This is a genomic window from Kitasatospora viridis, assembly GCF_007829815.1.
Lineage (GTDB): Bacteria > Actinomycetota > Actinomycetes > Streptomycetales > Streptomycetaceae > Kitasatospora > Kitasatospora viridis.
The window spans coordinates 288,454-310,729 of sequence record NZ_VIWT01000009.1; the positions used below are offsets into that span (position 1 = coordinate 288,454).

Consider the following 22,276-nt stretch of genomic DNA (forward strand, 5'->3'; position numbering starts at 1 on the left):
AAGGAGTTCACCGTCGTGGAGACCACCACCCCCACCGTCACTGCCGGGCAGGACGTGCCGACCCGGCTGCGCGCCCAGGACGGGATGCCGCTCCCGGCGCAGCCGTCCGGCACCGTCGTCAATCCGCTGCCGCTGCACTGGTTCCAGAAGGACGCGGTGGCGGCCGCAGTGCGCGAGGTGAGGGACGGCGGCCGCGCCACGGTGGTCGCCGCGACCGGCTCCGGCAAGACGCTGATCGCGGCGGGCTGCGCCCGGCGCGTGGCGGCGAAGGGCCGGGTGCTGGTGCTGGTGCCGACGATCGAGCTGCTGGAGCAGACCGCCGAAGCGTGGTCGCTGTGGGGCGGTCGCCGAGGGCTGGCTGTCGCGGCCTGTTCGCGGGATGAGGCGCTGGAGAGCGCGGAGGCCGGCGGCCGCGTCCACGCCCAGGTCACCACCCAGGCCGCCCGGCTCGCTGACCTGGTCGCCAAGGAGAAGACCGGCGAGCCGGTCACGGTGTACGCCACCTACGCCTCGCTGGAGCGAATCGTCCAGGCCCACCAGTTGTGCGGCCTCCCGGCCTGGGACCTCGTGGTGATCGACGAGGCGCACCGCACCGCCGGCGCCGAGGGGAAGGCTTGGGCGGCGGTCCACGACGACGCCCAGGTCCCCGCCCGCAGGCGTCTGTACTTCACCGCGACCCCGCGGATCGCCGACGACCGGCGCGCGAAGGACGGCCTGGCCGACCTCGCCGACGCCGCCGGCGCCGAGAAGCTGCCCGTGCTCTGCTCCATGACGGACACTCGAATCTACGGCGAAACCGTTTTCACCTGGTCGCTCGGACAAGGGATCGAACACGGTTACCTTGCGGACTACCGGGTGCTGGTGCCGGTGGTCACCGACGAGGACCTGCGTGAGCTGCTGAACCTGCCCGCGATCGCGGACCTGCGCTCGCAGAGGTCGAACGAGGATCTGCTGCGCCTGGCGCTGCAGATTGCGGTGCTGCGCGCGGTCGCCGACCTGGGCCTGCGCCGCGTGATCACCTTCCACTCCCGGGTGTCCGCCGCGCGGGAGTTCGCGAACACCCTGCCGGGAGCCGCGGAGCTGCTGCCCGACGCGGAGCGCCCGGAGCGGATCTGGGCGAAGGCGGTGGCCGGCACCGACCGCCTCAAGGACCGCCGAGCCGCGTTCGCCGAGTTCAAGGCCCACACCGGCGAGGACGGCGAGGAGTGCGGCATCCTCGCCAACGCCCGACTCCTGTCCGAGGGCATCGACGTGAGAAGTGTGGACTCGATCGTCTTCAGCGATCCAAAGTCCAGCGTGATCGACATCGTCCAGGCGGTGGGCAGGGCGCTGCGCCAGTCCTACCGGCAGGGCAAGGTGTCCTGGGTGGTCATCCCGGTCTACCTGCCGACGCCGCAGGTCGGCGACGACACGGCCACCGCGGAGCCGTCCGAGGTCCATGACGCCGGCGAGGCGGTGAAGGCCGAGGCCGACGCCGAGATCGAGGCCTCCTCCTTCCGCACGATCTGGCGGGTCCTGCGGGCGCTGGCTGCGCACGACGCCCGGGTGGTCGGCCGGATCACCGAGCTGCGCGCCTCCCGCTCCCAGGGCACCGCGTACACCACCGCGGCCAAGCCGGCCGAGAGCGAGGCCGCCGAGGCCGGGGAGGGCGAGCAGCAGCCGGCCCCGGTGGAGTCGCCGATCGAGTGGCTCAAGATCAACGCCCGGCACCACGCCGCCCGGATCCTCCAGACCGTCAAACTGCGGGCGTTCAACCCCAGGGCGGTCGAATGGCAGCGTATGCACGCCGTCGCAGTGGTCTTCCACCTCCAGCACGGCCACCTCGACCCCACCGACAAGACCACGCACGCCGAGCTGATCTCCTGGCTCACCCGCCAGCGCCACCTCAACGGCCAGGGCCTACTTGATGCCGCCCGCGTCTCGGAGCTGGACGCGCTCGGCATGATCTGGTCGAAGAACGCCAACGCCTGGGAACGCGGGGCCGCCTACGCCGCCGCCTTCCACCACCAGCACGGCCACCTCGCGATCCCCGCCACCGCGAAGCTCGACGACTACGCGGTCGGCGCGTGGATGCGCCGCCAGCGCAAGGCCGACAACCTCACCAAGGACCAGGTCGCCAAGCTCGACGGCCTGGACGAACTGTGGCGCCTGGAGCCGGACTGGAACAGGTCGTACCGCCGCCTGCTCGCCTACCTCGCCGCCGGCGGAACCCTCGACGGCCCGGCCAACCGCACCGGCGGCGAGGCGGACCCGACCTTCCGGCCCGGCACCTGGCTGCGCAAGCAGGACAAGGCCCGCACCGACGGCAAGCTGACCGACCACCAGGCCGCGCTCCTGGAAGCCCTCCGACGACACGCCGAGACCGTCGCGGGCTGACCGGTCTCGCACTCTGGCTAACTGCGGCGAGGCGTCTGGGCGCCGAGGACGTCTGGCTCTGCGCGTGTGGAGCAGGGCGGTCCGCCGGAATGAACAAACACCTCCCGCGTATAGCGGGCTGCTATACGCTGAGGGTATGACGAAGCAGATCAACATCCGCCTCGACGACGATGTCCATGCCCGCCTCGTCGCCCGGGCCGAGGCTGAGGGCACCACGGTGACCGCGTTGATTACGCAGGCGGCGGAACGCGACCCCCGCCTGGACGGCGGCGCCGCGACTGCGGCCGCGTTTCTGGCGAAGCACGCATCCGAGTTCGCCGAAGCCTTCCCCGAGGAGGAACCGGACAGCGCCTCCGGGCGGGCTGCCTGAAATGGAGCTCCTGGTCGACATTCGCTGGCTGCTGGAGCGCCAGGCCGAGGTGCTGCCGAAGTACCCGGACGTCCACGACTTCTCGGGCCTTGTCGCCGCCGCCGCCCGCCACCGGGTCAACACCCCGCGCCTGGGCTACGCCGCCGACGCGGCCTGGCGCGCGGCCGCGCTGTTCCACGAGATCGTGGCAGTCCGCCCACTGCTAGCCCGCAACGCCCTGTACGCGGGGCTGACCGTGGTGGCGTACATGGCCGCCTCCGGCGAGGCGGTCGAACCACCCTACGGGGCGCTCAGCGACCTGGCGAAGGAGATTCGCACGGGACGCGCGGATGTGTACGCGTGCGCGGAAGAGATCCGTCGCTGGCGGATCTGACCGCCATAAGGAAGACCTACTTCAGTGAGAAGAGCGAGGCCCGCCCATGCCACCGTCCGGAGGACTTGCCGACAAGATCGGCAACCGCTACGAGGGCCGGCACGCGGTCCTGCGCCTTCTCCAGCTCATGGACGAGGAACACGACTCGGTTCGGGTGCGGCTCGAGCAGCCCGGTGAGGACTCCTTCGAGTGGTGGGTCGAGCACCGCAACGGGTCCCGGACCTACACCCAGGTCAAACGTCAGCTCGCTGGCGATGAGCAGTGGACCACGGCCACGCTGGTCGCCAAGGGCATCATCAAAGACTTCGGCAAGCGGATCGAGGCCGAGTCCACGGCCAGGTGCGAGTTCTGCTCCACCCTGTCCGCCTCGCACCTGCAGGAGCTGTCCGACAGCGCCCGCATGGCCGGAAACCTGAAGGAGTTCGAGGACGTCTTCGCCGCCGCGGAGGACAAGAAGAAATCCTGGAACAGGATCCGTGGCGAGTGGGACTGGTGGAGCCCGGAGGAGTCCCGGCAAGCCCTCCGGAACGTCACCGTAGCGGTGATCAGCGAGCCGCTTCTCGAAACCCTGCTGGAGGTACAGGCGCGCATGCTCGTCGCCGGGAACCCGGAGACGGCGATCAGCCTCCTCGGCAGCTACCTGGAGGACCACCTCTGCGAGGAGATCACCGCGCAGGACCTGTGGGACTACCTGGCCGGCAAAGACCTGACCCCCAATGACTGGGGAAAGGACCCCAGCACCCGCGCCAGGATCAACACGCTCAACCAGACCTACGTGCACGGCGTCGCAGCAGACCGGGGCCCCCTGGCCGCGATTCGCCGGAAGGAAGCAGCCACGACCGCCGGGTTGCTCACCTCGATGGCGTGCGAGCCGAGCGTCGTGGCGGTGACCGGCGTCGCCGGCATGGGAAAGTCGGACCTGCTGGGCCAGGTCGTCGAGGAGCTCACCACCCCCTCCGCGGTCGGCACCGGGCCCATGCCCGTAGTACTGGCTGCTCGGCTCGACCGCCTCGCTGGGGAGTTTCGCGACGCGGCTGGCCTGGGTGCTGTGCTGGGCCTGCCGGAATCGCCTGCCGTGGTCCTGTCCCGGCTGGCCGCAGGCGGGCCGGCGGTGCTGGTGCTGGACCAGGTAGACGCGTTCAGCAGCATATCGGGGCGCCACCCCGAGCGGTTCCACGCCGTCACGGAGACGCTGCGGCAGGCTGACGCCATGGGCGTGCGGGTCCTGCTGGCTTGCCGGACGTTCGACTTCACCGAGGACGATCGCATGCTGGGCCTGGCCGTTCCGGCCGTCGACTCCCAGCCGATTGACCTGGGCCCGCTTCCCGTTGAAGACGTGGAACGGGAGCTGGCCGCGGCCGATCTGACGCTCACCGCGCTGCCGCCCACCCTGCGGGAGCTCGTGCGCGCGCCTCTGCACCTGCGCATGCTGGTGACGCTGCGGCAGCGCGGCGAGGACGTCGGCGGCATCACTACTCGCCTCCACCTGTTCGACCGGTTCTTCAAGAACGTCATCCGTGAGGTCCAGCAGACCTCGCCGGGCGCACCGGTAGAAGTAGCCACCGCCGTACTCGCCCAGCGGCTCAGCGACCACCAGGAGCTGACGGCCCCCGAGGCGCGCCTGAGCCAGTACCGGACCACGGTGGACCAACTCATCAGCGCCGGCTGGCTGCGCAAGAGCGAGGGCCGCATTGGCTTCGCCCACGAAGCCTTCTTCGACTACGCCTACGCCTATCACCACGCCAGCGAAGAGCGGTCCCTGCTCGACCTTCTGCGCAGCGCCGAACAGCACCTGTTCCGCCGCTCCCAGGTCCGCCAGATCCTCACCCTCGAACGGGAGCAGGACAGGAACCGCTACCTCAGCGACCTCCGTGACGTGCTCGGCGCCCCGGACGTGCGCCCGCACATCAAGGAGCTGGTCATCGCCGTCGTCACCAGCGTCCCGGACCCGACACCCGAGGAATGGAAGGCCCTGACCGTTCTGGGCGACGGCCGGACCGAGCCCCTGGCAGACCGGGCCCACGCACTCGCCGCCCGCTCCCCCGTCTTCGGCGAACTGCTGCTCACCGAAGGGGTCGTAGCGGGCTACCTCGCCGACCCGGACACGGCCGGCTTCGGCGCGTGGCTCTGCCAGATCCTGGTCCGCAACCACCCGGACCAGGTGGCCGCACTACTGCAACCCCATGCTGCGGAACCGGCCTTGGCCCAGCGCATCATCGGCGTGATCAACCTGGCTCCACTGGCCGACAGCGACGCCGTCGTCGAGCTGTTCGAGACGCTCATCACCGCGGGTGTCACCGACGACCCGCGCCACGACGTCTTCACGCTCCTCTACGCCACCACGGACACCGCGGCCGCGTCGGGCGCCAGGATCGCCGCCGCCTACATGCGGCGCCGGCTCGACCTGCATCTGGCCGAGCAACCCCCGGTCGCCACCGCGGCTGACCAGGAAGACGAGCAGCGGCCCGACACACAGGAGCCGGAGACCGGAGCGGGCTCGCCGACAGCGCCCGCGCCAGCTTCCGTGCAACTCCTGGGCATCGGCCGCCACACCGCGTCGGACGTCATCGGCAAGCTCGCTGGGCAGGACCCGGCCGCGTTCGTGCACCACATCCTCCCGGTCGTGCGCGCGGCCAGCGCCGCCACCCGCACCGGCCAGTCCGCGGCCAACGGGGAGACCGACGCCACGTTCCCCTACCGCCCCTCCCAACCACCCGCGGTCGGCAGCGACAACGACGTCGTCCTCGGGCACCTCACCCAGGCCTTGCGCACGGCATCGGCCGCCGGCGACGCTGAAGCCCACGCCGCCGTCCGGGAAATGGCCGCCTCAGATCTCGCCACCGAACAGGTCCTCGCGGCTGCTGCCTTCGCAGTCGGACACACCGATCTCCTCGACGACGCGCTCACGTGGCTGAACGAGGGCCCCTTCGCCTTTACCCAGGGCTGGCTGTTCCATCCATCCGTGTTCTCCGCCGAGACGCTCGCCCACGTGTGCCAGCACCGGACCCCCGAGCAGACGAGCACCGCCCAGCAGCGGGCCGCATCGGCCACCAACTCGGCGGAGGAACGCGGCAAGATCCCGAAGGGCACCGTCGCACGCCGCCTCCTGGCCGGCATTCCGGCGGCGCAACTCACCCCGGAGACCTTGCAGCGCCGCGCCGAGCTCGACACGCGGCTCGGCGCCAACAAGACCGCCGCCGCCGCTGGCCAGCCTCCTACCGGCTTCGGCGGCTTCATGCCGCTCCGGCCGCCGATCAGTCTCAACGACGTCGAGAACATGGCGGACGTCGAACTCGCCCAGCAGCTGAACAACCACACGGCCGACGGACCCGCGTGGCAAGACAACGGCCAGATCCTCGGCGGGGCTATCAGCGTGGCCGAGATCGTCACGACCGCGACTGAGCGCAATCCCGAGCGCTTCACCGCGCTCCTCGAAGGCGCGAACCCTCTCCCCGGGATCTACACCGCCGCGATCCTCCGCGGCCTGGACAAGGCCAGAGCCGGGCAGAGGGCCACGGTGGTCCAGGTGCTGCGCGCCGTGAAGGCCGCCGCACCCAACGCCGACACCGACAGCCGTCACGGCCTCGCCGTCATCATCGCCAGCACCATCCCGCGCATCACCGACGACGACCTGGCCAACGCCGGCTGCGCCCCGACAGACCTCGTGGCCATCCTCCGTGACCTGGTGACCCCTGCAGACGCCGCCGGAGCGCACACGAGCCCACCGGCCGGGACGGTTCCCCGGCTCCCCACCGAACCGGTGCCGGAGGCGGGAGCCACGCCCGACCAGATCCAGCTCAAGCTCATGGAGTACGGCGCGGCCATCACGGACCAACTGCTGACCACTGTCTGGCAACGCGCCGACGCAACAGCCCTCGACGCTCTCCGCAACCTCGCCCAGCACCACCCGGAGGCTGGCCTCGCTTTCCAGGAGGAACTGCTCCGCCTCACGACGAGCCCCTACCTGATCCAGCGTCTGACCACCCTTCAGGTCACCAGCCGGAGCCAGATCACCGACAAGGCCGAACTCGCACAGATCATCACCACCGCGCTCGACGCCCCAGGGCTGATCGCGACGCCCGGCTTGAACTACCCGGCCGACACCCGAATCCTGCTCGCCGCCCAGCCCCTCCACGCACTCGTGCACGAGATCGGGTGGGGTGACCATGCCGCCGCCCAGGACCTCGCCACTCGCATGCTGGACCTACGCGCCGCAGCGACGCGAGAAGACCCCACGAACCGGGTCCTCGCCGCCGTGGCCGAGCGAGCAGCCCACAACGGCGCCGCGGTGACCACCCGCGCCTGCGCGACCGACCCCACCGAGAGCGGGGAAGCCGCCCTCCGAGCGGTTGCGAGCGGGCAGCTTCCGGAGCGCCTCGGCGTGGCTGCTGCCCTGTCGGACCTTCAGCCCGTCACCGCGTTCCCCGACGCGCTCATCAAGGTCCTGCTGGAACTGTGCGACGACCCCAACGACGAGGTCGCGATGAAGGCGCTGACAACCGTCCGCGAAATCCCAGGCACCGAGCACCCGCACATCCAGGACCTGCTTACCTTGGTCCCCTGTACCCGAGCCTTCGAGCTGAACCCCGAACCCGCCATCAGCGCCGCCAAGCGCTGCCAAGAGGCATACCCCGCACTCGTCCTCGACCTGGCTGGGTACTTCTTCGAACTCCACGGCAAGAAGACCTCAGACATAAGTTCAGCCAGCTCGGCACACGCGCACATGCTCGCGGAGGTTGTGACCAGCATCTACACCCGACAACCGGATGGTGAGCTCGGGAGCCGGGCACTCGACTTGATCGACACCATGGTTATCGAGCGAAGCCTTGGCCTTGAGAGCCACCTCGGCGGCCTCGACCGATGACAGGAGACCGACTGCGTCGCCAGATGAATTCGGGCTTGGGGTTGGCCGGGACAGGCACAGGGCGGGCGATGGGAGCACTTCAGTGCCGGAAGTGACCGGCGAGGACGAAGGCGCGCCGACCCATCCCGCCGGATTCAACGCCCCGGACATCGGCTGCTGGCCGCCCGCGGGCCGCTCGGGCCGGTGTGGTGGCGCTTCGGCCGCTCGGGCCGGCACTGCCTCATCGAGGCGCTGGAGAACCCGAACAACCGCGCCGCCTACAACCAGCGCCAGAAGGCCCGGGAGAAGAAAGCCCGCCAGGAGCACCGAGAGTGGATGCGCACCCTCGCCTGCGCCGACTGCGGCAACGTGCCCAAGGAGGAGAGCACCTGGCACTACGGCCCCGACGGCCGCCGCGTGGAGTGGACCCGCCAACCCGGCGGCCGCTGCTGGACCTGCCACCAGGAACACACCGAGCGCCTGGAGCGGGAGGCCGAAGAGCAGCTGGAGGCCGCCCGCACGGCCAACGCCGCGCTGCGCCCGTGCTGGACGTGCCGGGGCTCGATCGGGGGGAAGGGGGGCTCGAAGCTGGAGCTAACCGAGAAGGCCAGCCCGGATCGGCTTGAGTGCCCGCAGTACGAACAGGACCGCGCCGTCAAGGACTTGGGCCCGCTGGTGCTGCCCGCCCCGACCAAGCGCGAGCAGGTGGCCGCGCTGGTCTCCACCCCGGATGACCCGTGGTGGGAAGACCGGCTACTGCACGCCAAAGCTCTACTCGGCGAAGCCCGGCTTCGACAGTTGGCGGGCACACGACCGGGTGCGATCGGATGTCATCGCAGGTCAGCGTGATTTGAGTGGTCTGGAGCGGTATCGGGCTGCGGGCACGCGAGTTCAGGTGTTCTGCTGCTGTGGCCCGGGCTGACTGGGCATCATGCGGGCATGTACGTGCGGAAGACCCAGCGGCGGAACAAGGACGGCAGCGTTGTTCGGTACGTGCAGCTGGCCACGAACCGGCGGGTGGGCGGCACGACGCAGGCTGACGTGCTGCTCAACCTCGGGCGGGAGGACAAGCTTGATTTGGACTCCCTGCGGCGTCTGGTCGCGTCCTTGAACCGCTACCTCGGCGACACGGACGTGGACGTCGCCGAGCCGCTGGGCGTCGAGGGTGGCCCGCTGGAGGTGGTGGCCTCCCGCCCGCTCGGTGCGGTCTGGCTGCTGGACGGCCTGTGGAAGCTGCTGGGCATCGACCAGGCCCTGGCCAAGGTGCTGGACGCGCGCCGGTTTCGCACGGACGTGGAGCGGGCGCTGTTCGCGCTGGTCGCCAACCGGGCGGTGGCACCGGACTCCAAGCGGGCCGCGAGTGAGTGGGCGAGTCGGGACGTGGTGATCCCCGGCGCGGGTGAGATCGCCGAACAGCACGCCTACCGGGCCATGGATCTGCTCGTCGGCGAAGACACCCAATCCGCCGTGCAGGAAGCGGTGTTCTTCGCCGCGGCGAACCTCCTCGACCTAGAGGTCGACCTGATCTTCTTCGACACCACCAGCACCTACTTCGAACGCGACGACGCCGACACCGCGGACGGGGCCCTTCGCCGCTACGGGCACTCCAAGGACCACCGCAAGGACCTCCCGCAGGTCGTGATCGGCCTGGCCGTCACTCGCGAGGGCATCCCGGTCCGCTGCTGGACCTGGGCCGGGAACACGAGCGACCAGAGCGTGATCGAGCAGGTCAAAGCCGATCTGCGGGCCTGGCGCCTGGGCCGGGTGGTCACCGTCACCGACTCCGGCTTCTCCGGCGAGGCCAACCTCGCCTGCCTCGCCCGCGCCGGCGGGCACTACATCACCGGCGTCAAGATGCGCGAAGGCTCCGCAAAAGCTGCCGAGGCCCTCGCCAGGCAGGGCCGCTACCAGCACGTCCGGGACAACCTGCGGGTCAAGGAGGTCCGCCTGGACTCCGATCCCGGCAGACGCTGGATCATCTGCCACAACCCCGCCGAAGCCGAACGGGACAAGCTTCGGCGCGAGCAGCAACTCCAGGCGATCACCGAAGAACTCGACCGGATCGCCGCCGCCCGCGCGGCGGACGCCAAGAAGGCCAGGGAGCGCGCCGCCAAGGCCGGCCTCAAGCGAGCCGTCATGCCGTCCGACGCGCCCCACCGCAAGGCCGAGTGCGCACTGCGGGACCACCCCTCCCTCGGCCGCTGGCTCAAGCAGTCCACGACCGGCCGACTGTCCATCGACCGCGCCAAGGCCAAGACCGAGGCCAACCTCGACGGGAAGTACCTGCTGGCCACGTCCGACCCGGACCTGACGGCCGAGGATGTCGCACTCGGCTACAAGAACCTCCTGGAAGCCGAACGAGCCTTCCGCACCATGAAGTCGACCTTGTATCTGCGGCCGGTCTACCACCGCCTCGACGACCGCATCCGCGCTCACGTCCTGCTCTGCTGGCTCGCGCTGCTACTGATCCGCGTCGCCGAACGCCGCACCGACCTCACCTGGCGGACCATCAGAACCGAACTGCAGCGCATCCATCAGGTCACCCTCGCCGGGCCCGCCGGACGGCTCGAACAGACCACCCAGACCACCGACACCCACGAGCGGATCTTCAAGAGCTGCGGCATCCCGATGCCGGCAAAGTTGAGCGGCCTCACCACCGCCGAATAGGCCCTGACCAGGACAAAGACCTGTCGGAGGCGTGGACACACGCCCCCGACGGCACCTCACGCCTATTCCCGCAGGTCACACCCGAAATCCGACATGATCGTGTGCCCGCCAACTGTCGAACTCGGGCTTACCAGGGCCGTCACGCCGCGATGAAACTCGGCTGCCTTGACTGCGGGGCGAATGCCTCAACTCCGACCACCGCCGCAGGATGAGCAGCGAGGAACTCGCCTGCCGCGGAGCGGAACATAGTCCAGCGAGGTGCCTCAGCGTCCACGTCATGAACACAGGGTCCGGACTGGCGGGTTGTACTGCTACCGGCTTTTCGGCAAAACCCGGCGAACCCCTGCGGTCACAGCGCTAGGCTTGCCGGTCGTGGACGACTCGGGGGTACCACCGGCGCTGGCGAGGGCGAAGGCCCGCAGGCGGGGAATGCTCTACTTCGGCGTGGTTTGTGGCGCTGACGCTCGGGCCGGCGCTCTGGGTGCGGCCTGGCTCCGGATCCGCCGTTCGTGCCTCTTCGTGGCCTTCGTGGGCGGGCTGCTGCGATGCTGGCTGCCACGACCTGTTCGGCCCGGGGGCCGCTGCGCGTGCACGAGGCCGCCCGAACCTGCTGACCGCCCGGACCGGGACCGGCGAGCGGACCGTCGACCTCGGGCAGATCGCGCGGATCAGCAGCTTCGAGTTCCTCTCCCGCGGCACGTACGATTCGCCCGCGCTCATCGTGAAGGACCGCCGAGGAGTGCGGCTCGGCGTGTGACCACCCTGGAGGGCTACCGGCTGGTCCGCGACGCCGTGGAGCGCCAGGCGGCCATGCCGGTAGTCCCGGCGCCGCGGATCTCCCGCACTGCCCGCCGCATCCTCGACCGAGGCCCTGCCCGCTTGGTGGGAGTTCCTCCGGGGCTGGGCGTACTCCTGTACGGGACGGCCGTCGGCGTGGCCTGCCTGATCGTCGCGCTGGAGGTCGCCCGGACCTGACCGTGGCACGGGAGGCGGCGGCCGACGCGGGCGCCTCCGCGAACGGGTCGCGCCGCGGAGGCGGTCCGATGGGCCGTCAGCTTCGTTCGCCTCGGCCCGGGTCCGGCTAGTTCACGTAGAGGTCGGCCTCGCCGAGGATGCCGGAGCCGGTGAAGCCGGGTTGACGGGGTCCAGGTGCAGTAGAAGGCGGTCCACTGGTGGTTGGTGACGCCGAGGCTGCCCATGCTCTGGCACTGGTCCTGGTAGTAGTACTCGGCGTGCCAGGTGTAACCGGGCGCGGGGGCCGGGGCGGCCTCGGCGGTGCCGGCGGCCACCAGGCCGGCGCCGAGCGCGAGGGCGAGCGCTGCTGCGGTACGGAGACGTCGCGTCATGGTGCGGGGCCTTTCGGTTGTGGGGGAGGGGAGTTGGGGTGCGGACTCCGCCGTGGCGGGGTCGGAAGAAGGCTAGTGAACTGGTCTGGACCAGTCAATGGGTTCCATTCATCTCAGCTCACCGGGCGGCGATCTCTCAAGATTCCGGGAGGGCAGCTCTCAGACCCGTCAAAGACTGGTCTGGCCGACTGTCGGTATGACGTCGCTCCTCCATGTGCCAAGGTCAGGCCGAGTCGCCCGGTTCGTCCCGGCGAACGCGCGGGTCGGGACGGGCGGGCCCAGACGCGAGCGGGTCGTCACCCTCGACCTGATGCGCGGCTACTACGTGGCGATCCTCGCGGCGGTGCACCTCGACTACCTGCCCTCGCTGCTCGGGGACGTGGACGGACGGGGTTCGCTGCTGGTCTCCGAGGCGGAGAACTTCTTCCTGATCGCCGGACTGCTGGTCGGCATGCTGCGCCGGCGCGACCTGGAGCGGCACGGGGCGGCGCGGATGGCGCGCAACTCCTGGCAGCGGGCCGGCCGGCTGTACCTGGTCGCCGTGACGCTGACCCTGCTGTTCACCTGCATCGGACGGCTGGCCGCGGCACGCGGCGTCACCGCGGTCAAGGTCGGCCTGGACACCGGCTCCTCCCCGGCGGCCCTGCTCTGGCGGGCCGCGATGCTGCGCTACACCTACGGCTGGGCCGACTTCCTCACCTTCTACGTGCCGATGTTCCTGCTGGTGCCGCTGGCCGTCTGGCTGCTCTCCCGCCGGCTCGCCGCGCTGGTGGTGCTGCTCGCGTACGCCGGCTACGTGCTGCCCTCGCAGTTCGCCACCGGCGCCGCCAGCCCGTTCCTGCAGTGGGGCGTCTACTTCTTCCTGGGCACCGTGGCCGGCTACCACTGGGACGACCTGCGCGGCTGGGTCGGACGCCTGGCACCGCGCCGGCGGCTGACGCTGCGCTGGGCCCTGGTGCTGGCCGCCGTGCTGATCTACGCCGCCGGCACCGTGCTGCTCTACCACCCGGAGTGGACCAGCTCGCCGCTGTACAACGAGCTGTTCCAGAACAACCGGCTGGGCCTGCTGCGCCCGGTGATCGCACCGGTCAGCGCGGCCGGGACCTACGTGCTCATCCGCCGTTTCGAGGCCCCGATCGCGCGCACGGTCGGCAAGGTGCTGCTGCCCTTCGGCCGCAACTCGCTCTACGTCTACGTGGCGCAGAGCTTCTTCATCTTCCTGGTGCCCTTCGTCTTCGGGCCGCGCGGCTTCTGGTTCAACACCAGCGTCGACCTGACGATCATCGCTGTCGTCTTCTGCGCCGTGCGCACCCGCTTCCTGGCCTTCCTGCTACCGGGAGCCTGACCGGTCCTAAGACTGCGGCGCGCTCTCGACGAACTCCAGGAGGTTGCCGACCGGGTCCTGGGTGTAGAACCGGCGGCTGGGCGGCAGGGTCTCGTCCCACACCACCAGGGCGCCGAGCTCGCCGAGGCGGGTGGCGAACTCGTCGATCTCGCTGACGGCGAGTCCGGGGTGGGCCTTGTGGGTGGGGCGGAACCCCTCCTCGATGCCGAGGTAGATGCGCACCCGTCCGCCGTCGGCGGCGAACCAGCAGCCGCCGGTGTCGGCGAGCGGGGCGGGCTTGGCGATCTCGGCCATCTGCAGCACGTCGCCGTAGAACGCCCGCAGCAGCGGCTCGGTGCCGGGCGGCGCGGCGAGTTGGACGTGGTCGAGCGCGGTGATCATGGATGTCTCTTTCCGGGGTAGGGATTTCGGGGGTCGGAGCGCGCCCGGTCAGGCGAGCGCCTCCTGCTCGGTGCGGTCGGGCTCCTCCTCCAGGTGCCAGTGCAGGTCCTGGATGCCCGGTTCGAGCGAGAGCCGGGAGACCACCTGCTCCAGCGCCGCGGCGACGTCGCCGGTGATGGCGACCGTGGCCCGCAGGCTGGCGGTGTCCTCGCGCTCCCGGCGGGCCCGCAGGCCGGTCGGGGCCAGGCCGGAGCCGGCGAGCGCCTGCAGCAGCAGGGCGCGGACGTGGCTCTCGGAGCGGCGGTCGCACCGCAGGTGGACGGTGGCGCGGACGGTGGCGTCCGGGTCGGTCCCGCTCGCGGGCGCCCGGTCGAGCAGCCGGCCGGCCGGGCGCAGCACGAGGTGCACGGCGAGCACGGTGAGCGTGCCGAGCAGGGCCAGGTCGAGGTGCCCGGAGGCGGCCAGCACGCCGACGGCGGCGGAGCACCACAGGGTGGCCGCGGTGTTGAGGCCGCGCACCCCGGCTCCGTCGCGCAGGATGACGCCGCCGCCGAGGAAGCCGATGCCGGAGACCACGTAGGAGGCGACCCGGGTGGGGCTGGTGGCGTCGCCGACGGCCTCGCTGTAGAGCACGAACAGGGTGGCGCCGGCGGCGACGAGGGCGTTGGTGCGCAGGCCGGCCATCCGGGCGCGCCACTGGCGCTCGACGCCGATCAGGGCGCCGCAGCCGACGCCGGTGGCGAGGCGGGTGAGGAAGTCGAGGGTGGTCAGGGTGTGCACGGGGGCACCTCCTTGTCGGGAGGGCGGCCGCCGGGCGCGCACCACCGGGACCCGCGGCGGCGGCACCGCGCGGGTCTGACGCTCCGTCAGAAGAGCGTGCAGGGAGGGTGGTTATCGCATGCCGACGGAGAACGAGGACAGGCGGGGGCAGGGGCTACTGTGGCCCGGACTACTGCAATCCATGTCTCTCGCCTCCTCCCGGTCGCACGCGCCCCGTGGCGCGCGTCATCGACTCGGCAAGGAGTTCACCGGCGCAGCCGCGATGCGCGGCCGCAGTGGTGCCGGTTCACCCCAACTCGTCAGAGCTTTGGCACTCCACGGCGTGATCCCTGCCCCGACCGCCGGCCGGGGGCCCATAGCGGGGCGCGGGAAGCCACTTGGGGTCAACCCTTAAGTCGGGAAGACCTGTCCTGAACCTGGGCGTCTCTCGACGTCGTCGGGTCAGTGGCCTGTGTCCGTGAAGACGCCTCACCGAACGAGGTGCCTTTCAAACCTCGCCAAGCCTAGACCCGATCCGGCGGGTCACTAAACACCTTTACGAAGTCTTGACCTTTTCCCCGGTGTTCGAGCACCCGGGTCGGTGGTCGGGTCAGGCTCGGCCGGGGGCGCGCCGGGCGCCGAACCACCTGCCCAGCCGGGACAGCTGACGGGTGCCCAGGAGGCCGAGCAGTGTCACCCCGACGCCGGCCACGCAGTCCAGCAGGTAGTGGTTGGCCGTGCCCATCACCACGACGGCGATGGTCGCGGGGTAGAGCAGCCCGAGCACGCGGAGCACGCGGTTGCGGCTGTGCCGGAAGACCAGCAGCCCGCACCACAGGGCCCAGCCGACGTGCAGGCTCGGCATCGCCGCGTAGTCGTTGGTCATCGCGGCGAGCCCCTTCGGCACGCCGCCCCCGCCGCTCCACCAGCCGAGCGAGGAGTGCAGGGCCAGCACGTCGACGAACCCTGACGAGTTGTCGAGCAGTCGTGGCGGCGCGGTCGGGAACGCGATGAACCCGACCAGCCCGAGGGTCGTCGTCAGCACCAGCCAGGTGCGGGCGCGCACGTAGTGCTCGCGGCGGTAGCGCCACAGCCAGAACAGCACGCCCGCCGTGACCGCGTAGTGCAGCGTGGCGTAGGCGAAGTCGGCGGGCACGCCCAGGCAGGGGTGCTGCGCGAAGAGGCGGTTGAGCCAGTGCTCGGGGCTCAGGCCCAGGGCCCGCTCGCCGGCGAGCAGGTCACGGCCGTGCTGCTGGGCCTGCGGCAGGCTGCTGCTGGCGAGCAGGCGGCTGCCGTCGTAGGCCGCGTACACCAGCAGCAGCAGTTCCCACCGGGCGCGGCGCCACCACGGCCGCCGCGCCGCGGCGGCCGGCAGTGCTTCGAGTGACGGCGCTTCGAGAGGTGGTGCGGCGGGTCCGTCGAGCCCGCCGGGTGCCGTGTCGATCGTGGCACCGGGCTGGGCGTAGTCGTTCTTCAGCGTGATCCCCTCCTTGAGCGCGTGAGCTCCGGGGCGGCTGGTTTCACGTGCTGACGACCCGGCAGGGTTGTGGACACGCCGAACCGGACCTCCATGCTTCCCCCGCTTCCGCCGACCGCCGCGGCACTCGTTCGTGTGCTTCACGCGCGACTGGATCTTAACTCTTGGCAGGACTGCCACGTGTGCGGCCACCCGGTGCGAACGCCGCCCCCCATATCCCCCATGACCTGCGGCCCGGCCGACGCGCCAGTCTGACATGTGCCCGGCGAGCCGGAGGCCGTGACACGCCAGGGCCGGCCGCCGGTCAGTTCCCCGGCCGTGCGCGGTACTTGACGGCCGCGCGGCGCAGCCCGCACGCTCGGCGGTCTTGGCGGTCTTGGCGCACGAGTCCGGAGGGGTGCGATGGCACGGGGCGAAGGTGGCCGGCGGGTCCGGCGGGTGCTGTTCGTCGCGCTGGGCGTGTCGGTGGGGCTCTGCGCGGCCCTGGCGGTGGCGGTCGCGGCGCTCGCGGTGCGGGTCGACGGGCACAGCATGCAGCCGACGCTGGCCAACGGGCAGCGCCTGCTGACCGTCCCGGGCACGGGCGGCACGGCGCGCCGGTTCGACGTGGTGCTGCTGCGCGCCCCCGGGCGGGACACCACCATCGTGAAGCGGGTGATCGGCCTGCCCGGCGACCGGGTGGAGATCGACTCGACCCCGCAGGACCCGTTCACCGTGCTGGTCCAGCCCGGCGGCAGCGGCCAGTGGTACCGGGTGGACCAGTCGACCTGGCCGGGGCAGGCGCACCGGAGCAGCAACTGCTGCCAGCCGGACGGCCGCCGGGACGCGACCGCGCACGCGCAGGCGGTGCCGCCGGGCAAGCTGTTCTTCCTGGGCGACAACCCCGACGGCTCCGACGACGCGCGCAGCTACGGCTGGGGCGACCTGGCCACCGTCAGCGGCCGGATCGGCCTGCGGGTCTGGCCGCTGGGCGCGTTCGGCCCCCTGCCGACCGGCCCGACGCTGTCCCCGGTGCCGGCGCCCTCCGCCTGAAGCGGGAATTCGCCGAGCGGAAAAGCGATACGGGGCGTAGCGGAAATGGCAGCCGGAAAGGGATCAGCGGAACCGGATAAACGAAACGGCGGGTAGCGGAATTCGGTGCCGTCAGATTCCGGCCGGGGCAGGCGGTTCCGGCCCGGTCGGTTCCGCATCGGTCGGTTCCGGCTCGGGGTCGACCACCCCCGAGACCCGCATGACGATCTCCGCGATCCGCCGCACCGCCTCGGCGCGCCCGGACTGCTCGGGGTCCGCCGAGGACTGGAGCAGGTGGCTCGCGGTGAGGCGCACCACGGCCTCCACGGCGAGCGAGCGGGAGAGCGGGTCGACGTCCGGCCAGACCTCCTCGGTGTAGCCGGTGAGCAGCTCGGAGACGGTGTCGAAGGCGGCGCCGGAGCGGGTGGTCAGGTAGGCGAGCAGCCCGTTCTCCTCGTCCCGATCGGCCGTCAGCACCGCTCTGAGCAGCGGGTTCACGTCCGCCTCGCGCAGGATGAAGCCGACGCCCGCCTCGGTGGCGGCGCGCAGCCGGCCGCGGTTGGCGTCGAGCTGCGCCAGGATGCCGAGCGCGATCCGGTCGAGCTCGCGGGTGAAGAGCTGCTGGCCCAGGCCCTCCTTGGAGCCGAACTCGTTGTAGACCGTCTGCCTGCTGACTCCGGCCACGGTCGCGATCTCGGTCATGTGCAGCCGGCGGAATCCGCGGTCGGCGATCAGTTCGGCGGCCGAGTCCAGCAGCCGATCGCGCACCGGGGACCTTTCGGGATCGCGGTACCAGGCCATTCGCGGAGTCTAGTCAGCGAATCCTGCTCGGCTTATTGACGGACCGTCTGATAGTGCCTACGTTCTGGACACACTGCCAGAACCTGTAAACCGACTCGGGTGGATTCCTCACGGTTCCTCCCGTCATCGGCTCATCGGCAGTGCCCTCACCCACCCCCCCGCCGTAGGCGGGAAGAGCGTCGGAGTGACCCATGCAGGAGAGATCCGAGGAAGGCACCCCACAACACACCGAACCGTCGAGCGGGGCGGCGGTCGCGCCACCGCGCGGCGTCACCCGCTGGCGGCGCAGCGCCCTGGTGGCCGTGCCGGCCGCCGTCGCGATCACCGCCATGGCGATGGCGATGACCGAGGGCGCGCTGGCGGCGAACCTGTCGCTGACCGCCGTCCCGTTCACCCTCAGCTCCACCACCGTCGCGGCCCCGAAGGGCCTCGGCACCGTCATGACCACGGTGAACGCCGGCAGCAACCCGGCCGCCGTCTCCGAGGTGGGCCTGCCGAAGGCCGGCCTGGACGGGGTCTGCATCCACGCCACCCAGTCGGTGAACCTGCCGCTGGTCGGCACGGTCGGCACCTGGTCGCTCAACATCACCTCACCGGCGGCCGCCACCCCGCTGACCACCGCTCAGCTCGACGCCGGCCAGGGCCTGCAGGCCAGCAACCTGATCCTGGACGGCAACGCGATCACGGGCGCCAGCGCGACCCTGAACGCCAGCGGCACCACGCCCAACACCATCGGCGCGGCGGCCGACAGCGCCAACATCAAGAACAGCGGCATCACCGACGGTTCGGCCGGCCAGTTCGGCTTGGACGCGACCGGCGGCGAGACCGACATCAGCGGCCTGAAGGCCAACGCCAACGGCGCCACCCTCGGCGGCGCGATCACCCTGCCCAACCTCAGCATCTCGCTGGTCAACGGCGACACCGCGGGCAAGGGCACCGGCGGCAGCGACTGCTGACCCGCCCACCGCACACCCGGGTGGAGTCCGACCCACCAGGACTCCACCCGCACCGCGGCCCCCACCGGCCGGGAACCGCACCACCCGCCCCGACTCCCCACGCCCCGCGAGGTCCACGATGGCCGAGAACCACCCAGGCCCGCTCCGCCGGATCTGGCTCGCCCACCGCCGCTGGCGCCGCACCCGGCCCTTCTGGGCCGCGGTCTGGACCGCCCTCGGCGGTTTCATCATCTTCTACCTGCCGCTCGCCCCGATCAGCGCCATGCTGCACGTCGGCCTCGGCGGCATCACCGGCATGGCCGGCGGCGCGATCCTGATGGCGCTGGCCCTGCTGATGCTGCTGATCCCCAGTCAGCGCTACACCGCCGGGGTGATCGCGGTGCTGGTCGGCGTCGCCTCCTTCCCGCTGACCAACCTCGGCGGGTTCTTCGTCGGGATGTTCCTCGCCGTCCTCGGCGGCGCGATGGCCGTCGGCTGGATGCCGGCCAAGCCGGCCCGCAGGTGGCGGCGGTTCCGGCGGATCCGGACCGAGGAGAAGGAGGCCTGATGTCCAGTCAGTTCCCGAACGATCCGGCGAATCCATCACAGAGTAGGCAGTCATGACGATCCGTCAGTCGTCCGCCCGATCGCACGGCACCCCACCCCTGCGCCGCCGGATCCGCCGCTGCCGGGCGACCGTGCGGTTCTGGCGCCACCGCGGCCGCGCGGCCGCCACCGAGTGGAACCGGCGGATGCTGGCCGAGGCCGCCGACGACACCCGGCGCGGCACCCGCTGGGGCCGCTCGGCCGCCGTGCTGCTGCCCGCTGCGCTCGGGGTCGGGGCGCTCGGGGCGAGCATCGCCACGGGTGCGCTCGCGGCGAGCTTCAACGTGACCGACACCCCGTTCACCCTGATGTCCAACGGCGTCTCCGGCACCGGCTTCGGGGCCGTCCTGAACACGCCCACAGTCGAGTCGAGCACCGGCAGCACCTCGAACACCACCGCGATGGCCCGGGTCGGCTTCGCCAGCGCCAACCTGGCCGGGCTGTGCGGGATCGTCCACCAGTCCTTCGCCGGGGTGGGGTACTCGCTGCTGCTGACGGCCGGTCAGCAGGTCACCGTCACCCCGCCGACCACCTTCACCACCGACCTGAACGCCTCCAACCTCTACATCGAGGCGCCCTCGCTGAGCGCCAGCGGCAGCACCACGCTGCAGAACGCGGTGCTCGGGATGGCCGCCGACCAGGTGATGGTGGCGGGCTCGCCGCTCACCGGCGCCCAGGCGGGCGGCTTCGGCCTCGGCTCGGCGGGCTCCGGCCCGGGCGGCAGCACCGTCAACCTGGCCGGGCTGAACGCCACCGCGAACACCGCCGAGATCGCCGGCTCGCTGACCCTGCAGTCCCTCTCGATCAGGGTGGTGCCCGGATCGGCGACCTCGTGCTGACCGCCACCGCCCGGGGCGTCCGCGCGGGCCGGCGCTGGTTCCGGGCCTTCCGCCGCACCCGCCCGTTCTGGGGCTCGCTCTGGCTGGTGCTGGGCGGCTGGACGGTGCTGAAGTTCTCGCTCGGCGCGATCCGGCTGGTCACGGTCACCGGGTTCGACGCGCTGGCGGGCTACCTGGTCGGCGGCGGGATGATGCTGTGCGGGCTGATCCCGCTGGCGCTGCCCCGGCAGCGCTACACCTTCGGCCTGCTCGGCACGGTGCTGGCCGTGGTCTCGCTGGTGGTCTCCAACCTGGGCGGCTTCCTGCTCGGCATGCTGCTCGGGGTGCTGGGCGGCGCGATGATCGTCGGCTGGGGCCCGCGCCGCCGGCGCCGCGCCCGGGCCGGGCGGGCCCCGGTCGAGAGCGGGAGCGGGAGGTGCTGAGGCCGGCCGGCTGGCGCCGACTGCTCTGCGTGGCAGGGGTGTTCGGCGTGCTGGTCGCGGTCGCCGTGCTGCCCGGCGAGAACCCGTCGGCCGCGCACGCCGCCACCCCGGCTGTGCTGCCCGGCGAGCCGACTCCGCTCGGCATGCCGTTCCTGCCGACACCGAAACCCATGCACGTGACCATCGACGACCTGACGGCAGTCGGGCTGTCGGTGACCAACGGCGTGACCGTCCGGCTGTCCGACGGAACCACCGTCACCACCACCCAGTACACCTTCACCCAGCTGCAGATCAACAGCCACATGCACGTCACCCACACCGCCCCTGACGGCACGGCACTGACCATCGACATCCCCAACTCCGGTTCCTTCGGCGGCCTCGACACCGCCGGCGCACCGGAGACCACCGTGATGTGGGGGACCATCAACAACATCTGCGTCACCGTGCTGGTCCCGATCTGCGGGGTGCAGGGCCTGCTCAACTTCTTCGGGTCGTTCATCAAACTCAACGCGGGGGCCAGCGGCTTCGACGCCGACGTCTACGGCATCCAGACCACCGACGACCACGCCGCGCTCGGCTCCACCAACAACCCGGTCCACCTGCCCGGCACGATCACGGTGACCACGCCGTGAGCGCCATGGACGAGATGCCCGAGGGCCGGACCCACTGGCGGCGCGCCCTGCTGGTCGCCCTCCCCGCCCTGCTCGCGGCCGGCGGCATCGGCAGCGCGCTGGCCGGCGGCGCGCTCGCCAGCGGACTGCTCATCCAGAGCGGCGCGATCCAGCTCACCACCAGCAGCCTCTACGGCACCCACTACGCCGCCGCCCTGGTCGACCAGCCCTACGAGACCGCCACCGGCACCACCGGCACCGCCCACCCCCTGCGGATGGGCTTCGCCAACGGGCTGCTGAACGGCCTCTGCCTGGCCCAGCAGCAGCAATTCCTCGGCGCCACCTACACGTTGATGATCACCCTGGGCGACGGCAACCCGGGCACCTGGGAGATCACCACCCAGAACACCGTGCTCGACCTGCGCACCGCCACCGGCGTGCTCGACATGGACGGCCTGGTCGACCTCAACATCAACGGCCCGGACGTCACCACCATCACCGGCGCCAACGGCGTGCCGGTGCCCAACCCGCTCCTCAGCCCCGAGAACCGCTTCGGGATCCAGGCCGGCTACGCCAAGTTCGACCAGGTCACCGCGACCGTCGACGACCTCCAGGTCCCGGGCCTGCTGACCACCCCCGGCCTGACCATCTCGGTCCACCCGGGCACGGTCAGCTGCCCGCCACCCCCGGCCCCGACCGGCACCCCGGGCACGCCGTGAGGGCGGCCGCTGCGGTGGCGGGGAGGTGACCAGGTGTCAGAGCCGGAGAGTCGATTGTGGGCTGACGGCCCCTCGGGAGCCGTCAGCCAGTCAGGCCGTGGACCGGTCGGGTTTGACGACAGGTTCCTACCGGGCCCGGTGGACGGCCTACAGGCTGTCCCAGGTGATCGAGAAGTCGTTGCCGCTCAGGCCGGAGGTGGTGGCCTCCGGGGTGCCGGAGTCGGAGGCCATGTCGATGCCGGTCGGGTTGGCGGCGGACAGGCCGGCGCCGTTGACGGTGTTGTTGTCGAAGGTGACCGTGCCGAAGTCGTCCAGCGGCAGCACGCTGCCGGACCAGGGGGCCTCGGCGATGACCTCGGCGGAGGAGCGGGCCAGGCCGCTCTCGCGCTTGCTGG

At 71.3% G+C, this 22,276-nt stretch carries 21 protein-coding genes and 1 riboswitch; of the genes, 16 read left to right on the plus strand and 5 right to left on the minus strand.

All coding sequences use genetic code 11. From position 1 onward, the window contains the following. Positions 1-15: 15 nt before the first annotated feature. From FHX73_RS44295 to opgC, 9 genes are all read left to right on the plus strand, one after another. Positions 16-2,376: a DEAD/DEAH box helicase gene (locus tag FHX73_RS44295; protein WP_145911802.1), complete on the plus strand. Its 2,361-nt coding sequence runs from the start codon at positions 16-18 to the stop codon at positions 2,374-2,376. Positions 2,377-2,512: 136 nt separating this feature from the next. Further along, positions 2,513-2,746 (plus strand): type II toxin-antitoxin system HicB family antitoxin, encoded by a 234-nt coding sequence (locus tag FHX73_RS44300; protein ID WP_145911803.1) that lies wholly within the window; start codon positions 2,513-2,515, stop codon positions 2,744-2,746. Position 2,747: 1 nt separating this feature from the next. Then, positions 2,748-3,119 (plus strand): toxin Doc, encoded by a 372-nt coding sequence (locus tag FHX73_RS44305; protein ID WP_145911804.1) that lies wholly within the window; start codon positions 2,748-2,750, stop codon positions 3,117-3,119. A gap of 46 nt (positions 3,120-3,165) precedes the next feature. Then, positions 3,166-7,983, plus strand: a complete 4,818-nt coding sequence (locus FHX73_RS44310) for an NACHT domain-containing protein (RefSeq protein ID WP_145911805.1) — start codon at positions 3,166-3,168, stop codon at positions 7,981-7,983. Between the two features lie 183 nt (positions 7,984-8,166). Beyond that, positions 8,167-8,811 (plus strand): hypothetical protein, encoded by a 645-nt coding sequence (locus tag FHX73_RS44315; RefSeq protein ID WP_145911806.1) that lies wholly within the window; start codon positions 8,167-8,169, stop codon positions 8,809-8,811. A 90-nt stretch (positions 8,812-8,901) separates the two neighbouring features. Further along, positions 8,902-10,629 (plus strand): IS1634 family transposase, encoded by a 1,728-nt coding sequence (locus FHX73_RS44320; RefSeq protein WP_145908878.1) that lies wholly within the window; start codon positions 8,902-8,904, stop codon positions 10,627-10,629. Between the two features lie 451 nt (positions 10,630-11,080). Then, entirely contained in the window at positions 11,081-11,386 is a 306-nt protein-coding gene (locus FHX73_RS44325) for a hypothetical protein (RefSeq protein WP_145911807.1), read from the plus strand. After that, positions 11,383-11,604 carry a hypothetical protein gene (locus FHX73_RS44330; RefSeq protein ID WP_145911808.1) on the plus strand — a complete coding sequence of 74 codons (222 nt, stop codon included), beginning with the start codon at positions 11,383-11,385 and terminating at the stop codon, positions 11,602-11,604. Before FHX73_RS44325 ends, FHX73_RS44330 begins: the two co-directional genes overlap by 4 nt. A 567-nt stretch (positions 11,605-12,171) precedes the next feature. After that, a complete protein-coding gene (gene opgC / locus FHX73_RS44335; protein ID WP_281292745.1) occupies positions 12,172-13,320 on the plus strand; it encodes an OpgC domain-containing protein in 1,149 nt (382 codons plus the stop codon). Between the two features lie 6 nt (positions 13,321-13,326). Here the strand turns inward: opgC and FHX73_RS44340 are convergent, their stop codons facing one another. The 3 genes from FHX73_RS44340 to FHX73_RS45455 all read right to left on the minus strand — a co-directional run bounded on the left by FHX73_RS44340 (position 13,327) and on the right by FHX73_RS45455 (position 15,772). After that, the gene (locus FHX73_RS44340; RefSeq protein ID WP_145909136.1) at positions 13,327-13,701 is read right to left on the minus strand and encodes a VOC family protein; all 375 of its coding nucleotides are present in this window, start codon (positions 13,699-13,701) and stop codon (positions 13,327-13,329) included. A gap of 48 nt (positions 13,702-13,749) precedes the next feature. Beyond that, the gene (locus FHX73_RS44345) at positions 13,750-14,481 is read right to left on the minus strand and encodes an MgtC/SapB family protein (RefSeq protein ID WP_145909137.1); all 732 of its coding nucleotides are present in this window, start codon (positions 14,479-14,481) and stop codon (positions 13,750-13,752) included. Positions 14,482-14,764: 283 nt separating this feature from the next. Continuing rightward, a riboswitch (M-box (ykoK) riboswitch) is annotated at positions 14,765-14,968 on the minus strand. A gap of 102 nt (positions 14,969-15,070) precedes the next feature. Further along, positions 15,071-15,772 carry a phosphatase PAP2 family protein gene (locus FHX73_RS45455; protein ID WP_170305148.1) on the minus strand — a complete coding sequence of 234 codons (702 nt, stop codon included), beginning with the start codon at positions 15,770-15,772 and terminating at the stop codon, positions 15,071-15,073. 567 nt (positions 15,773-16,339) lie between these two features. On the opposite strand from FHX73_RS45455, the gene lepB reads away from it, so the two are divergent. Continuing rightward, entirely contained in the window at positions 16,340-16,969 is a 630-nt protein-coding gene (lepB, locus tag FHX73_RS44355; protein ID WP_145911809.1) for a signal peptidase I, read from the plus strand. Positions 16,970-17,080: 111 nt separating this feature from the next. Here lepB and FHX73_RS44360 read toward each other — a convergent pair whose 3' ends face one another. After that, complete coding sequence (locus FHX73_RS44360; protein WP_145911810.1) at positions 17,081-17,749, minus strand: TetR/AcrR family transcriptional regulator; 669 nt, start codon at positions 17,747-17,749, stop codon at positions 17,081-17,083. Positions 17,750-17,940: 191 nt separating this feature from the next. Between FHX73_RS44360 and FHX73_RS44365 the strand changes: the two genes are divergently transcribed. From FHX73_RS44365 to FHX73_RS44390, 6 genes are all read left to right on the plus strand, one after another. Beyond that, a complete protein-coding gene (locus FHX73_RS44365) occupies positions 17,941-18,705 on the plus strand; it encodes a cholesterol esterase (protein WP_246214267.1) in 765 nt (254 codons plus the stop codon). Positions 18,706-18,823: 118 nt separating this feature from the next. Then, on the plus strand, positions 18,824-19,252 hold the full coding sequence (locus tag FHX73_RS44370; RefSeq protein WP_246214268.1) for a DUF6114 domain-containing protein: 429 nt from the start codon (positions 18,824-18,826) through the stop codon (positions 19,250-19,252). A 52-nt stretch (positions 19,253-19,304) separates the two neighbouring features. Next, complete coding sequence (locus FHX73_RS44375; RefSeq protein WP_145911811.1) at positions 19,305-20,129, plus strand: DUF6230 family protein; 825 nt, start codon at positions 19,305-19,307, stop codon at positions 20,127-20,129. Further along, the gene (locus tag FHX73_RS44380) at positions 20,123-20,551 is read left to right on the plus strand and encodes a DUF6114 domain-containing protein (protein WP_246214269.1); all 429 of its coding nucleotides are present in this window, start codon (positions 20,123-20,125) and stop codon (positions 20,549-20,551) included. The genes FHX73_RS44375 and FHX73_RS44380 overlap by 7 nt, the downstream gene beginning before the upstream one ends. Then, the gene (locus FHX73_RS44385) at positions 20,545-21,183 is read left to right on the plus strand and encodes a hypothetical protein (protein WP_246214270.1); all 639 of its coding nucleotides are present in this window, start codon (positions 20,545-20,547) and stop codon (positions 21,181-21,183) included. Before FHX73_RS44380 ends, FHX73_RS44385 begins: the two co-directional genes overlap by 7 nt. Before the next feature lie 5 nt (positions 21,184-21,188). Then, a complete protein-coding gene (locus FHX73_RS44390) occupies positions 21,189-21,881 on the plus strand; it encodes a DUF6230 family protein (protein WP_145911838.1) in 693 nt (230 codons plus the stop codon). A gap of 147 nt (positions 21,882-22,028) precedes the next feature. Here the strand turns inward: FHX73_RS44390 and FHX73_RS44395 are convergent. After that, on the minus strand, positions 22,029-22,276 hold a 248-nt coding region (locus FHX73_RS44395; RefSeq protein ID WP_211786378.1), incomplete at its 5' end, for a G1 family glutamic endopeptidase.

What these genes read in the sequence shown, in the direction of transcription:
- FHX73_RS44365 (WP_246214267.1), top strand. Translation starts at nt 17,941, where the DNA reads ATGCAGGAGAGATCCGAGGAAGGCACCCCACAACACACCGAACCGTCG.
- lepB (WP_145911809.1), top strand. Translation starts at nt 16,340, where the DNA reads ATGGCACGGGGCGAAGGTGGCCGGCGGGTCCGGCGGGTGCTGTTCGTC.
- FHX73_RS44320 (WP_145908878.1), top strand. Translation starts at nt 8,902, where the DNA reads ATGTACGTGCGGAAGACCCAGCGGCGGAACAAGGACGGCAGCGTTGTT.
- FHX73_RS44305 (WP_145911804.1), top strand. Translation starts at nt 2,748, where the DNA reads ATGGAGCTCCTGGTCGACATTCGCTGGCTGCTGGAGCGCCAGGCCGAG.
- FHX73_RS44340 (WP_145909136.1), bottom strand. Translation starts at nt 13,701, where the DNA reads ATGATCACCGCGCTCGACCACGTCCAACTCGCCGCGCCGCCCGGCACC.
- FHX73_RS44390 (WP_145911838.1), top strand. Translation starts at nt 21,189, where the DNA reads ATGGACGAGATGCCCGAGGGCCGGACCCACTGGCGGCGCGCCCTGCTG.
- FHX73_RS44300 (WP_145911803.1), top strand. Translation starts at nt 2,513, where the DNA reads ATGACGAAGCAGATCAACATCCGCCTCGACGACGATGTCCATGCCCGC.
- FHX73_RS44370 (WP_246214268.1), top strand. Translation starts at nt 18,824, where the DNA reads ATGGCCGAGAACCACCCAGGCCCGCTCCGCCGGATCTGGCTCGCCCAC.
- FHX73_RS44375 (WP_145911811.1), top strand. Translation starts at nt 19,305, where the DNA reads ATGACGATCCGTCAGTCGTCCGCCCGATCGCACGGCACCCCACCCCTG.
- FHX73_RS44310 (WP_145911805.1), top strand. Translation starts at nt 3,166, where the DNA reads ATGCCACCGTCCGGAGGACTTGCCGACAAGATCGGCAACCGCTACGAG.
- FHX73_RS44360 (WP_145911810.1), bottom strand. Translation starts at nt 17,749, where the DNA reads ATGGCCTGGTACCGCGATCCCGAAAGGTCCCCGGTGCGCGATCGGCTG.
- opgC (WP_281292745.1), top strand. Translation starts at nt 12,172, where the DNA reads ATGACGTCGCTCCTCCATGTGCCAAGGTCAGGCCGAGTCGCCCGGTTC.